At 39.7% G+C, this 13,881-nt stretch carries 15 protein-coding genes and 1 riboswitch; of the genes, 9 read left to right on the top strand and 6 right to left on the bottom strand.

The window, feature by feature from the left end:
* Position 1 precedes the first annotated feature (1 nt).
* From phaZ to panF, 6 genes are all read left to right on the top strand, one after another.
* Positions 2-913, top strand: coding sequence for an intracellular short-chain-length polyhydroxyalkanoate depolymerase (gene phaZ, locus JTI58_RS21975; RefSeq protein ID WP_205443713.1), 912 nt, complete (start codon positions 2-4; stop codon positions 911-913).
* Positions 897-1,628, top strand: a complete 732-nt coding sequence (gene fabG / locus JTI58_RS21970; RefSeq protein WP_205443712.1) for a 3-oxoacyl-ACP reductase FabG — start codon at positions 897-899, stop codon at positions 1,626-1,628. Before phaZ ends, fabG begins: the two co-directional genes overlap by 17 nt.
* A 15-nt stretch (positions 1,629-1,643) precedes the next feature.
* Positions 1,644-3,119 (top strand): class I adenylate-forming enzyme family protein, encoded by a 1,476-nt coding sequence (locus JTI58_RS21965; protein WP_205443711.1) that lies wholly within the window; start codon positions 1,644-1,646, stop codon positions 3,117-3,119.
* A 63-nt stretch (positions 3,120-3,182) separates the two neighbouring features.
* Positions 3,183-3,737 (top strand): short-chain dehydrogenase, encoded by a 555-nt coding sequence (locus JTI58_RS21960; RefSeq protein ID WP_205443710.1) that lies wholly within the window; start codon positions 3,183-3,185, stop codon positions 3,735-3,737.
* Positions 3,738-4,000: 263 nt separating this feature from the next.
* Positions 4,001-4,264, top strand: a complete 264-nt coding sequence (locus tag JTI58_RS21955; protein ID WP_004227902.1) for a YhdT family protein — start codon at positions 4,001-4,003, stop codon at positions 4,262-4,264.
* Entirely contained in the window at positions 4,264-5,709 is a 1,446-nt protein-coding gene (gene panF, locus JTI58_RS21950) for a sodium/pantothenate symporter (protein ID WP_205443709.1), read from the top strand. The genes JTI58_RS21955 and panF overlap by 1 nt, the downstream gene beginning before the upstream one ends.
* 43 nt (positions 5,710-5,752) lie before the next feature.
* Here the strand turns inward: panF and JTI58_RS21945 are convergent, their stop codons facing one another.
* Positions 5,753-6,523, bottom strand: a complete 771-nt coding sequence (locus JTI58_RS21945; RefSeq protein WP_205443708.1) for a TSUP family transporter — start codon at positions 6,521-6,523, stop codon at positions 5,753-5,755.
* A gap of 126 nt (positions 6,524-6,649) precedes the next feature.
* On the opposite strand from JTI58_RS21945, the gene JTI58_RS21940 reads away from it, so the two are divergent.
* Positions 6,650-7,432, top strand: a complete 783-nt coding sequence (locus JTI58_RS21940; RefSeq protein ID WP_205443707.1) for a TrmB family transcriptional regulator — start codon at positions 6,650-6,652, stop codon at positions 7,430-7,432.
* Positions 7,433-7,455: 23 nt separating this feature from the next.
* Entirely contained in the window at positions 7,456-7,842 is a 387-nt protein-coding gene (locus tag JTI58_RS21935) for a hypothetical protein (RefSeq protein WP_205443706.1), read from the top strand.
* Between the two features lie 52 nt (positions 7,843-7,894).
* Here the strand turns inward: JTI58_RS21935 and JTI58_RS21930 are convergent, their stop codons facing one another.
* Entirely contained in the window at positions 7,895-8,266 is a 372-nt protein-coding gene (locus JTI58_RS21930; protein WP_205447536.1) for a nucleotide excision repair endonuclease, read from the bottom strand.
* Positions 8,267-8,469: 203 nt separating this feature from the next.
* Positions 8,470-8,581, top strand: a riboswitch (SAM riboswitch).
* A gap of 124 nt (positions 8,582-8,705) precedes the next feature.
* On the opposite strand from JTI58_RS21930, the gene metA reads away from it, so the two are divergent.
* Positions 8,706-9,641 (top strand): homoserine O-acetyltransferase MetA, encoded by a 936-nt coding sequence (gene metA / locus JTI58_RS21925; protein WP_205443704.1) that lies wholly within the window; start codon positions 8,706-8,708, stop codon positions 9,639-9,641.
* Between the two features lie 40 nt (positions 9,642-9,681).
* Here metA and JTI58_RS21920 read toward each other — a convergent pair whose 3' ends face one another.
* Genes JTI58_RS21920 through JTI58_RS21905 form a run of 4 tightly spaced genes read right to left on the bottom strand, consistent with a single transcriptional unit; the run spans position 9,682 to position 13,869 of the window.
* Positions 9,682-10,830: a GerAB/ArcD/ProY family transporter gene (locus JTI58_RS21920; RefSeq protein WP_205443703.1), complete on the bottom strand. Its 1,149-nt coding sequence runs from the start codon at positions 10,828-10,830 to the stop codon at positions 9,682-9,684.
* Between the two features lie 31 nt (positions 10,831-10,861).
* Positions 10,862-11,095: a hypothetical protein gene (locus tag JTI58_RS21915; RefSeq protein WP_205443702.1), complete on the bottom strand. Its 234-nt coding sequence runs from the start codon at positions 11,093-11,095 to the stop codon at positions 10,862-10,864.
* Between the two features lie 4 nt (positions 11,096-11,099).
* Positions 11,100-12,299 (bottom strand): Ger(x)C family spore germination protein, encoded by a 1,200-nt coding sequence (locus tag JTI58_RS21910; protein WP_205443701.1) that lies wholly within the window; start codon positions 12,297-12,299, stop codon positions 11,100-11,102.
* A 25-nt stretch (positions 12,300-12,324) separates the two neighbouring features.
* Positions 12,325-13,869: a spore germination protein gene (locus JTI58_RS21905; RefSeq protein WP_205443700.1), complete on the bottom strand. Its 1,545-nt coding sequence runs from the start codon at positions 13,867-13,869 to the stop codon at positions 12,325-12,327.
* Positions 13,870-13,881 lie beyond the last annotated feature (12 nt).

Below are 13,881 nucleotides of genomic sequence, written 5' to 3'. Positions count from 1 at the left end.
CATGGTAAAAAAGATTCAACTAGCAAATGGGGAAACGATGGCTTATCGCACGCGCTTAGGTGGAGGTCATCCTTTAGTGTTGGTACATGGCAATATGACATCTTCGAAGCATTGGGATATTCTGATGGATACTTTAGACGAGAAATACACCATTTACGCAATAGATTTACGTGGCTTTGGCGAATCGTCCTATCATAAGCCCATTACTGCTATTAAAGATTTTAGTGATGATGTCAAGCTTTTTGTGGATGCCATGCAATTGCAAAGCTTTGATATGATTGGCTGGTCAACAGGTGGAGCCGTCTGTATGCAGTTTGCGGCGGATTATCCAGGTCACTGTCAACGACTGATTTTACTGGCTTCTGCTTCTACACGTGGCTACCCATTTTACACGGATTTGGGAACAGGCAATCCAGCCACCTTTAAGCGAGCCTATCATTATGAAGAGGTACTCGTGGATACATCGAAAACAAAGCTGATTCAAGGCTTCTATGAGTCAAAAAATGCTGAAGGCTTACAGTCTATATGGAATGCGTTAATTTATACGCATCAGCAACCAGAGGCTGAAAAATATCAAGAATATGTGGAGGATATGCTTACACAGCGGAATTTAGCGGAAGTATATCATGCTCTCAATACATTTAATATAAGTGCTGTTGACAACGAGGTGGCCAAAGGATCACAGGATGCCCTAATGCTCCATTTCCCAATTTTAGTGCTTCGAGGGGATCGAGATTTAGTGATTACAGAAGAAATGAATGCTGAATTGCTACATGATTTAGGCAAAACAGCACAGTTTGTAAGCTTAAAAAATTGTGGACATTCACCTTTGATTGATGATTTAGCACAATTAACAGCTGAAATTGAAGCCTTTTTAGAAATTGGAGGAAGACAGTATGCGTTTAAACAATAAAGTGGCAATCATTACAGGTGCTGCAAATGGCATCGGCTATGCGGCTGCAGAACGTTTTATCGAAGAAGGAGCATTGGTATTTATCGCTGATTTTGATGACAAGGCAGGCATTTTAGCAGCGCATCAACTAGGGGAAAATGCAGTGTTTATACAAGTAGATGTCGCAAGTAGAGAGAGCGTTAAACAATTGGTGACATCAGTGATTGAACAGGCAGGCCGCATTGATATTTTAGTGAATAATGCGGGAATTACAAGAGATGCCATGCTGACAAAGATGACAGAGGACCAATTTCAGCAGGTGTTAGATGTCAATTTGACAGGGGTCTTTCATTGTACACAGGAGGTCATTCCCTATATGGTGGCAGCTGGTGGAGGCAAGATTATTAATACATCTTCCGTTAGTGGGGTTTATGGCAATGTTGGTCAAACCAATTATGCAGCGACAAAAGCCGCGATTGTAGGTATGACAAAAACATGGGCGAAGGAATTAGGGCGTAAGGGAATTAATGTCAATGCAGTGGCACCTGGCTTTACTGAAACAGATATGGTCAAAAAAATGCCCGAAAATATTTTGGCTCAAATGCGCTCAATCGTCCCCCTACAACGCTTAGGGACGCCAAGAGATATTGCCAATGCTTATTTGTTTCTAGCATCTGACGAGGCCTCCTACGTCCATGGGCATACTCTGCATGTGGATGGCGCGATTATGATGTGATAGGGGGAGGTCAAGATGTTTGTTGAGCAAGAATGGATTTTAAAACGTGCGGCATTAACGCCTCATCACATCGCCTTGATTAATTTAGCGTCAGAGGAACAATGGACCTACCAGCAATTATCCGAGGAAATCGGCAAATGGAGTCAATTTTTCGAGCGTCAGCAGCTACAAAAAGGAAGTAGAGTCGCTGTTTTTGCGAAAAATCATATCCAATTGTTTGCTGTTTTATTTGCCTGTGGGCTACGTGGGCTCATTTATGTGCCGTTAAATTGGCGCTTAAGCAAGGAGGAGCTAACACAAATTTTGGCGGATGCGACCCCTGCTATCCTATTATACGAAGAGGATAGTCATTGTCCTTTAGTTTTAGAAAAGATGTTTTCACTTCATGTGAGCCAACATGAGAAGGAGATACAACCAAGTAGGCAAGACGTGGCTGTGGATGATCCGTGGCTAATGATTTATACAGGAGGTACGACAGGTCGTCCAAAGGGGGTTGTGCTATCCTTTCAGTCGGTCAATTGGAATGCCATGAATACGATCATTAGCTGGGGTTTACATGCTCAAGATCGCACATTAAATTATATGCCGATGTTTCATACTGGTGGCTTGAATGCCTTATGTATTCCCTTACTTATGGCGGGAGGAACCGTCATTATTGGCGATAAGTTTGATGCAGAAGAGGCACTGCAAGCAACGAACCGATATCAAACGACCATTTCCCTTTTTGTGCCAACGATGTATCAAGCGATGATTGCGACCAAGTATTTTCAGGAAAATCAATTTCCTTCGATGAAGGTATTTTTATCTGGTGGTGCTCCATGTCCTCATCCTATTTACGATGCCTTTCATAATAAGGGATTATTTTTTAAAGAAGGATATGGCTTAACAGAAGCAGGGCCAAATAATTTTTACATTGCCCGAGAGCATGCCTATACGAAAAAAGGCGCTGTCGGGAAAAGCATGCAATTCAATGAAGCTAAAATTGTTAATTTTGCGGGACAAAGCTGTGCACCCCGTGAAGTAGGAGAGCTATTGGTAAGAGGGAAGCATATGTTTCGCTTTTACTGGAATAACAAACAAGAAACCGCTAATATCCTCCAAGACGGCTGGCTGAAAACAGGAGATTTAGCCATGATGGATGAGGATGGTGATTTTTATATCGTAGGGCGAAGAAAAGAAATGATTATCTCTGGTGGTGAAAATATCTATCCTCAGGAAGTAGAGCAATGTATATTACGGCATCCAGATGTGCAGGAGGTAGCTGTGATTGGTGTAGGTGATGACTATTGGGGTGAGATCGTGACAGCTTTTATTGTCTGTCCTCACCAAGTAGCTTCCATACTAGATGATCTTAACGAGCTATGTCATCAACAACTAGGACGTTATAAGATTCCAAAACAAATGATTTTCATAGACGAACTACCAAAAACAAGCGTTGGTAAAATCGATAAAAAGGCATTGTATAGGCTTGTCGACTCATCTACTTGTTAAGTATGATGATGAGAAGGAAGACACGCTTATCTTGCTAAATAGAAATGAGAGAGGGACACATAAATGGCCCACGCATTAGTGATTGGTGGAACAGGGATGTTAGCTGACACATCTCTTTGGTTAGTGAATAAAGGCTATCATGTGTCAATAATTGGACGTAGTGCCTATCGAATGGAAAACTTGCGAAATAGAACAACCAAACCTTCTCTTCTAACACCGATTTTAGTTGATTATTGTGATATCACCTTATTAAAAGAGAAACTAGAAGAAACGATCGCGCATAATGGACCCATTGAATTGGTCATTGCGTGGATTCATTCCTATGCTGACACGACACTAGAGAACATATCCAGTGTAATTTCCAATTGGAATAGCGGAAAATGGAAACTGTTTCATGTGTTGGGGAGTAAGGTAAATGTAAGTGAAGTCCAAGAGAAATTGAAGCTGCTTGATCGTACGCAATACAGGCAAATCCAGCTAGGTTTTATGATGGAAAAAGGTCATTCGAGATGGCTTACGCATGAAGAAATATCGCAAGGTGTCGTTGCTGCTATTCAACATGATCTGCCTGTTCATATCGTTGGCACGCTACAACCGTGGGAAAAGCGACTGCTATAACTACCTAACCTTCGTCTAACTAGATGGACGAAGGTTTTTACTTATGTCCATTATCAGTTTTTTTAGCGAAATTCGGATGTCTACATAATGGTGAGGGATATTTAGGTTTGTGTGAAAAACATCAGAATCAACCGTCTTTTTTACATCTTAAATTTTTCTTAGTATAACAAAATCATTTCTATATAACTCATCCTTATTTAATCACATCTCTTCCCATCAGACCGACATATCAGTAAAATAGAGTAGGTTAGGGGGGATTACATATGAAAGATCAACGCTTTAAAATAGCGCATCGAGAGGCGCTTATCGGGATTGGACTCGTCCTTGTCAACTTTGCGATTTGGTTTGGCTTTGCCTATGGACTAGGCTCAGGGGACCCAAGAAATTATACGTATGTCTTTGGTTTTCCAGCTTGGTTTTTCTATAGCTGTATCGCAGGGACAGGCTTTATGATCCTTCTTATCTGGATTGTGATGAAACTCTTTTTCAAAGAGGTACCATTTGATGATGAGGAGGTGGATCGCTAATGCATTGGCAAGTTGTATTTCCATTGCTATTATTTTTAATTATTATATTTGGAATTGGTATTTGGGCCAATAAGCATGTCCGCTCTTCTAATTCATTCCTACAGGAGTATTTCCTTGGTGGTCGCGAAATGGGTGGTTTTATCCTTGCGATGACGATGATCGCTACATACGGCAGTGCGAGTAGTTTTATCGGAGGACCGGGTGTGGCCTATACAAAAGGATTAGGGTGGGTATTACTGGCAATGGCTCAGCTACCTGCAGGTTATTTTGTACTCATGATTTTAGGGAAAAAATTCGCCATTATCGCTCGTCGTTACCAGGCCATTACGTTAATCGACTTTTTACGAGAGCGCTACAAAAGCCATGTCATTGTCATTTTGTCAGCCATTAGTATCATTGTCTTTTTATTTTCGGCTATGATGGCCCAATGGGTTGGGGGTGCGCGCTTAATTGAGTCTTTAACTGGCTTAAGCTACACAGCGGCACTGTTTATTTTTGCGATTTCCGTGTTAGTGTATGTCATTATCGGTGGTTTCCGAGCAGTAGCGTTAACGGATACGGTCCAAGGTTCGATTATGGTGATTGGTACGATTATTTTATTAATCGGAACCATTGTGGCAGGTGGAGGCATCGACAATATAATGGCCTCACTGGTCGCTGAAAATCCTGACTTTGTGTCACCATTTGGCGCACAAGGAGACTTAACGCCTTTGTATGTCTCGACATTTTGGATTCTCATCGGTGTAGGGGTTGTAGGACTTCCGCAAATTGCCGTTCGTGCGATGAGCTACAAGGATTCAAAAAGTATGCATCAAGCGATCATTATTGGCACGATTGCCATAGGGACAATCATGTTTGGCATGCATTTAATTGGTGTGTTAGCCCGACCTGTCTTACCTGGCATTGAGATTGGTGATAAGGTAATGCCACTTCTGACATTAAAAGTACTACCGCCATTTTTAGCAGGAATCGTCTTAGCTGCACCAATGGCCGCCACAATGTCAACGGTTAATGCGTTACTTATGCTTGTCAGTTCCACGGTTGTCAAAGATATTTATTTAAATTACATGAAGCCGAAAGCTAGTGATGCAGAGATTAAACGTGCAAGCTTTATTGTGACAACGGTCATTGGCTTAGCGGTTGTCATCTTTGCACTCAATCCACCTGATTTATTAGTGTGGTTGAACTTATTTGCCTTCGGTGGGCTAGAGGCTGTCTTTATTTGGACAGTAGTTTTAGGATTATATTGGAAAAAAGCGAATAAATACGGAGCGATTGCATCGATGATTTCAGGTATGCTGTTGTATATTATGATTGATCGATTCTACCCTTCTGTATTTGGTATGCATACAGTCACAATACCAATCGTCGCATCCTTCATTATTTTTGTGCTTGTTAGTTTGACTACTAGTCATAAATTTAAAAACGAAAAACTTATGATTTAACTCAAAAACGCCACAGATATCAAATTCTGTGGCGTTTATTGTTTTAATGCATCATAAAATCATAGGCATTTTTTGCAAGTAGTGTCATCGTGACTACAATAAAAAGCGTGCGGACAAAGCCGCTTCCTTTCTTGATCGCCATGCGCGAGCCAAGCATAGCTCCGCCAATTTGCGCAATGCCCATTACTAAACCATAGACATAATGAATTTGGCCTAAGTAAGCAAACATACAAACGCCGGCCACATTACTCGCCAAATTTAAAAACTTCGCATTACCAGCCGCCTTTAAAAAATCAAAGCCTACCAGTAGGAAGCTAAAAATTAAAAAGGAGCCTGTTCCAGGACCAAGAAATCCATCATAAAAACCAATAGCAAATAATAACAGCATAAATAAAAATAAATGCGTTTTAGATAGTTTTTTTACAGTAGCGACAGCGCCCCAATCCTTTTTAAAGATCGTATATATCCCAACAGCCGCCAGCATAACAAGCATTAAGGGCTTTAGTAATGCTGGGTTGATTAGATGTACAGTCCATGCACCACATAAAGATCCAATAAATGCTAGAGGAAAATATTTGAGGACAGAGCGAATGTCCAGCTGGCCAGAACGGTAGAAGGAAATCGAGGACGTGAGCGAGCCCATTGCTCCTGCTAGTTTATTCGTGGCAACAGCTGCGGCTGGATTTAGGCCAACAAACAGTAAAGCAGGTAATGAAATTAAACCGCCCCCTCCCACTACTGAGTCGACAAAAGCCGCCAGAAATCCAAATGAAATTAACAGTATAAGAATATGTACATCGACTTCAAAAAACATATTACACCTCTTTTAAATTAGTTACTACTGAAATAGTAACTAATTTTATTTGTGCTGTAAACCCTCATTTTTTCATTGGCAAATCTTCACAAAAGTAGCCTATAATAAAGATAATGGAGGGATTACATGGAGGAATTAATCGCCCAGTTGAAAGAAATGGGTTTTACAGAATATGAAGCAAAGGCCTATACGGCACTTGTTCAGCAAAGTCATGTCAGTGCCTATCAGGTTAGTAAAAATTCTGGCATACCACGTGCAAGAGTGTATGATATTTTAAATATCCTTGTAGATAAGGGCATCGTGTTAAAAGAAGAGACCGCAGAACAAACAACCTATGCGGCAATGCCAGTGTCTGTGTTTTTACAGCAAATGCAACAACGCTGGGAGTCAAATTTTACATCTATGCGCGGGAAATTAGAGAAACTAGAGGAAAAAGTGCAAGAAGCGGAGCCTAAAGTGGTCATGCTAAAGGGCAAGGAATCCATCATTAACTATTGTCAGTCACTTCTAAAGAAAGCGGAGAAAAAGGTGATGCTGTCAATGTGGGAGGATATGTATGATGCGCTACGAGAAGAGTTGCAAGAGGTGGCCCAGCATGTTCCTGTCCATGGAATTACTTTGTATGTGGGGGAGCATTTAGCCTCGATTGACCAGCATAGAGCCACACACTATACAAAAAAATCGTCTACACCGCATTGGTTTATCTTATCGATAGATAGTCAGGAAATGATTTATGGTCACTCTCCATCCACGCAAGAGACGGCTTTTATCACCAATGATCCTGTCCATATTTATTTACTAGAGGATTATATTTGGCATGATGTGCTCATCAATCGACTGGTAAAACGGGATGATCAGGAGTTAGAAGACTGGATTGCTAAGGAGCGAAAAGCTTTCTTCTTGGAATAATCGTATAAGGGAAGGGGAGTAACGTGAAAAAAATCGTGTTGCTAGGTTTAATGAGTTTACTAATGTTAGGAGCATGTAACGCTACACCAGCTGCTGATCCACTAGCGATTCATGAGCTAACTGTTGTCCCCGACAATATCCAAAAAAATATTGTTTCTAATGACAGAATACAACTATTGCATGAAAATAATGCTTCATATTACCTCGTCTATTATTCAAAGGGGAATGTGTTGGCAAGTATTACGGCTGAGGGAAATAGGCTTATCATCCAGCTAGAAGAAGGCAGCGAGCAAAGGAAAGAGGCTCAGCCCTATGTTTTTCAAATCAACGTCAAGAATCCTGAGTTTGATACCATTGATTTGCGAATAAATAGCCAGAGTACACCAATCGATCGCATGACCATAATGTGAAAAAAGAAACCGAAATCCCTCTAGACGAGATTTCGGTTTCTTTGCATGATGTCTAATAAAAGACTTTGTCTACATTGTATTTAGAGCGGAAAGTATTAATCGCATATGTTTCGTAAATTTCACGTTCCATTGGATCTTCTACTTCATAGACTTCAATTTTGAACACTTCATCACGATGGTTTTTCATCGGAGATACATTGTCCTCGAAATGTTTTTTAATACGTTGACGAATTTTACGTGCTTTCCCAACAAACAATAGCTCATTCTTGTCATTATAGAATAAGAAAATGCCGCCTTTATCACGTGTGATTTTATGGAAGTCAATAAAACCGAAGTAAGGTGTGATTTCCACATCACCTGGTTTTAAATCTTGTTCACGTTGACGGATTACTAGATCTGGTTTTGGAAATTCAATTTTAATCAAACTATTCACGTTCCTCTCTCTTACTAAAAGTATATGGTAACATAATTACGGCATGTTTACCATAAATTTTAAATGTAGAAACACCACATATAGCAAGCTTAGTGTACATCAAATGAGCAAGGAACATGCACTTGAATCACAAAATATTCTATGAATTATTGATATTCTAACTAGTTCATGTTACAATTCAAGATAATTAAATAATCTTATCAAGAGAAGCTGAGGGATTTGGCCCGATGACGCTTCAGCAACCTCTAACAATTGTTAGAAAGGTGCTAATTCCAGCAAAGGATTTTTTCCTTTGAGAGATAAGAGTGGACGTGAAAAAATCCTTCTCATTCTATCTCGTATGGAATGAGGAGGATTTTTTAATTTAGTTGCATTCTTTGCAAGCAAGGTTTGCTAAAAAAGAGAGTGATTATAGAGAGGGGAAAGCAAGATGCCAATTAATATTCCGAAAAATTTACCAGCTGGAGAACATTTACGTGAGGAAAAAATCTTCGTCATGGAAGAGGATCGAGCGAAAACACAGCAAATCCGTCCATTAAATATATTAATACTAAATTTAATGCCTGAAAAAGAAAAAACAGAGCTTCAATTACTACGTTTATTAGGGAATACACCACTACAGGTGAATATTACCTTTTTAAATACGGCCACACATGAATCGAAAAATGTGAGTAAATCTCATTTGCAACTATTTTACACAACGTTCAACCAAATTCGTCACCGACGCTATGATGGCATGATTATTACTGGGGCACCTGTAGAAAAAATGGCATTTGAAGATGTCAACTATTGGCAGGAAATTTCAGAAATTATGGATTGGTCTAAAAAGAATGTGACATCCGTGCTACATATATGTTGGGGGGCACAGGCTGCATTGTATCACCATTATGGCATTGGGAAGGTCGAGCTTGCTGCTAAATGCTCAGGCGTCTATTCCCATGTAATTACAGATTTAACGGTGGATTTAGTGCGCGGCTTTAGCGATTTATTTACTGCGCCTCATTCTCGCTATACATCTGTTTCCATTGACGAGGTTCGCAATCATCCAGACCTACGATTATTATCCTATTCAGAGGATGCAGGGGTATTCATCGTACAATCAAAAGATAATAAAAATATTATGATAACGGGGCATCTGGAGTATGATGCGACAACACTAGCCGATGAATATAGCCGTGATGTGGCGAAGGGCATAGATATCGACGTCCCTGTGAATTACTTCCCGAATGATGATCCGAAACAAGAGCCGATGAATACATGGCGTGCCCATACGCATTTATTATTCTCTAACTGGTTGAACTACTATGTCTACCAAGAAACACCATACGAATGGGATTTTGTAGATGAAATCGAATATCATATCTAATTAATAAAAAGTCTAATTTCTTTTCTAAACGTAAAAGAAATTAGACTTTTTGATTTTCCTTCGTTGTATCCTGTTGGGGTGTTTCGGTATTTTGAGCCTTAGATTTACGATTTCGAATAACTGCCACAATCAACAAAAGTATTGGTAATAAAATGGTGAAGATAAAGGAAAAGATAGGCCAAATTTCATTATTATAATTAGTAGAATGCACAATATCTGGATGAACAATTTGAGAAAGTCCAATGATAATGATGCCCATCGGTAAAATAAGCGGACGATGATCCTTGATTTTCAAAATTTGGGCAAGGCCAACAACGGTCGTATAGAAATACATAAATGTGCGAATATAAATAGACGAAATCCACATAAATGCCATAATAATTTCAATACGTTGCAAAAAATTCCCTATGGATATTCTTTGCGCTAAGGCATAGCTGGGAAATGTCCTAGATGCTGTGTTTTCAGGCCCTAAGACAAGAATCGATAGGACAATCAACGTAATTAAGACGACACCACCAAGGATGGTCCCAATATATAGCCCTTTCTGTGCAGATGGCTGTACATTGACGCCAGCAGGATATAGCATCAATAACACGAGTAATGGAAAGGAAAAGATACTCATAAAGCGTGCAATACTATAAAACATAGATGTTTTGGTTGCTTCTAGTAGAGGCTGAATATTCTCAAATGTAATTTGAGGGGTAATACAAACGACGAAAAAAATAAAGATAAAGATAAACAACGGAAAGAGAATTTCTGCTGAACGGGCAAACGTCTCAATCCCTAGATACGCGGCATACATAATAATGATACTGAACAGTAGGGCGAATGCTAATGTCGGTGTTTCTGGCATAACTTCGGTTTTCATAAAAATACCAATAAAATAAAGTAACTCTCCAGTGGAGAAAAAGGTGAGAATGAGAAAGCAAATGGCTGTGATTTTCCCCAAAAAACGACCAAGAATTTTTTCGTTCGCCTCTATAAAATTAAGAGAGGGTGTTTGATTGGCGAGTGTTAAGAATAACTTAATGACCAGTAAACTAAGCACAACACCAATGCTTGCCGCAACCCAAGCATCTTGCTTAGCAGCGCCCGTAATACTTGAAGGGATAATTAAAATTGCTGTACCGATAGAATAGAGGAAGGTAACGATTGTAAACTGTCTTGAACTAATGATCTCTTTTTCCATCTAGCTACCCTCCGTTTCTCAGTCCATCTTTTTATTTTGTGAATGACACAATGTAATCCTTAATTGGTGTGAAGATAAAGGTAATTAAATCTAATGGGCTTGGAATATGGACTTTCAGGGCAATGGCCATATTTAAAGCAGTTCCAATGAATAGCAAAAAGGAGAAGACAATAATGGTTTTTTTATCCTGTTGCTTTTTGAACTTTGGAATAAATAGAAGTGCAACGATGATTGAGATGATCAAGATAGCTACAGCTAGCACCATTTCATTACTCCTCCTTTGGCTTGTTTAATAATGAATTTTGCATCGTACCCAATCCTTGTGTTGTTACCTTCACGTGAACAGCCACTGCCAAATCGGGAAAGAGGGAAGCCCACTCATCCTTGATTTTTCCCCACTGCTTTGCATCTGCACGATGTAGGGCATCACCAAAACCAAAAACATCGATTTCATATTGCTGTTGCATTATCTCTAATGTTTTTTCAATGCGTTCATCGATACCCTGGGCTGTTTTTTTATTAACGTAATCAATCGATTTATTTTTGGTGAGATTGATATCACATTCGACCTCTCCAACATTCTGCTCAACATTAATATGAACATCGATTTTCGGCTTCCCATTTTTAAATGACCCTTTCACTTTTGTAGTGGATTGGGTGATTTCCGTAGATAAAGTCCCTTTGTTAGGACAGGCGATGATTTCAATCGTACTTTGAATTTTGTCATTAAGAAAGCTAATGCCTTTGCTTTCACCCTCGGATAGCAGCCCCATATATTTATCCCCTTTAAAGACTGCTAATCCCGCATATTGTAACAGCACAGGTGTTTTAACACGTTGCACATTTGTTTGATCTACCCCTAATTTCTTATCGCCATGAACTTCAATAGCAGAAATTAACGCCCCTTTATGCTTGTTGCTTAACGTATTGACTAGTTCATCAATATTAACAGCTATTGTGGAACCCCAAGCTCTCTCAGAGACATCGAGGGAATTTAACATTTTATTAGCTGGAACCTTTTCGATGGGTGTTAAGACATTTAATACTTCCTTCGCTGTCGCTTCATGAGACATAATGACATCGAAATCCTTACGAAATTCATGGTCCCTTACAATTAAATCGAGTGCATCACTAATTCCTTCTTTCGCGAGATCTTCTCCTAAAACAACCACTTGAAGATGGGCAAAATAAGGCTTTCGTGCAGCAAGGGTCGTCATTTTTCGAATGGCCTCAAAGATGGTTTCGCCTCTAGAATGATAGCTAACAACAGGAGAGCGTTGAGTGGAAGCTTGTCGCACTGAAACTTCACTAGGATCGACAATTTGAACCGTAATTTCATATTCTTCGTCTATTTTGTCAATGCCCAGTGCTACGACAATGGCTAGTTCATTTAATTCACGCTTACTCCAGCAACCACTTAACAGTAAAGTGAGGATACATAGTAAGCAAATCCATTTTATTTTTGCCATATTCCATTCCTCATTTATCCAGTAGTTATTTCCTTCCTTTTACATTGACATAGTTATGGCCTCTAACAATATTTTTTTGATTGACTAAACGAGGTCGTGTAAGTAACTTTCTACGCGGAAACAGCACAAAGGCATCCTTCTGATCCTGTAATATTAACGGTGCAAAAGGGCTTAAATAAGGTACACCAAATGATCGAATGCTACATAAATGAAGAATAATGACCATAATGCCAAACATGACACCAAATAAACCAAACATAGCAGCTAAAATCATTAATGGAAAACGTAGCACACGAATGGTATTCGATAAGCCATAAGCAGGGAATAGGAAGCTACAAATCGCCGTTAAGGCCACAATAATGACCATTACAGCCGAAACAACGCCTGCATCAACTGCTGCCTGACCAATAACTAATGTCCCTACAATGGACACAGCTGGCCCGATTGTTCTAGGCATCCGTAGCCCAGCTTCCCTTAGTACCTCAAAGGCAATCTCCATAATAAGGGCTTCGACAACAGCAGGGAAGGGTACACCTTCTCTTTGCGATGCAATACTAATCAACATAGGTGTTGGTAGCATTTCTTGGTGAAAGGTGGTAATTGCAACATACAAAGAAGGTGCTACTAATGCTAGACTGATACCAAAAAAACGCAAGATACGTACAAGTGAGCTAATCATCCAATGCTGATAATAATCTTCTGCTGATTGTAAAAAGGATGTAAATAACGCTGGTACAACTAAAACAAAAGGTGTGCCATCAACGAGAATCGCCACTTTGCCATCTAATAATTCACCTGCGATGACATCAGGACGTTCGGAGTTGTAGACGGTTGGAAACATAGAATTTTTTGAATCCTGAATAAAATCCTCAATATAGCCGCTTTCCAGTATACCGTCGATATTAATGCGGTCTAATCGAGCTAATACCTCTGCGACAATTTTGTCGCTGGCGATGCCATTTATATACATCACCGCAACGTCTGTTTGTGTCACATCACCGATAACGCGTGACTTTATCCAGAGATTCGGACTTTTTATTTTGCGACGGATGAGCGCAGTATTTGTACGTATGGTTTCGGTAAAGGATTCCCTCGGTCCGCGAATAACAGATTCAGTCGATGGCTCTGTGACAGCTCGATCCTTGGCACTTCTGGTACTTGTCACAATCCCCTCAGCAAAACCGTCTAATAAAATAACCGTTTCACCATTGAGGATGGCATTATAGAGTGTTGTAAAATGCTCGATATTCGTCACATCGCCTACTGTTAGATAGGAATTCCGAACATATTGGTTAATCGTTGTTATCTCAATATCTTGTTCTTCTTCAATATTTGCCATCAGTTTATCGATAACAGAATCAGAAATAGTGGTTTTATCCGATAAGCCATCGATGGAAATAATAGCGAGGTTATGGGGAACCGCTTCTCCAATCGTAATTTCGCGTATGATAATATCATTACTATGCCCTAGTGACTGTTGAATGATTTTTATATTTTTAGATAGGGAAGTATACAACAAATCGTTCGTTGTATGGGATGGGGAGGTCTCGATATTGTTGGACATGGACATATGTTTTCCTCC

The organism is Lysinibacillus fusiformis, assembly GCF_016925635.1.
GTDB classification, from domain to species: Bacteria; Bacillota; Bacilli; order Bacillales_A; family Planococcaceae; genus Lysinibacillus; species Lysinibacillus fusiformis_F.
This window is presented reverse-complemented; position numbering and strand designations above follow the sequence as displayed.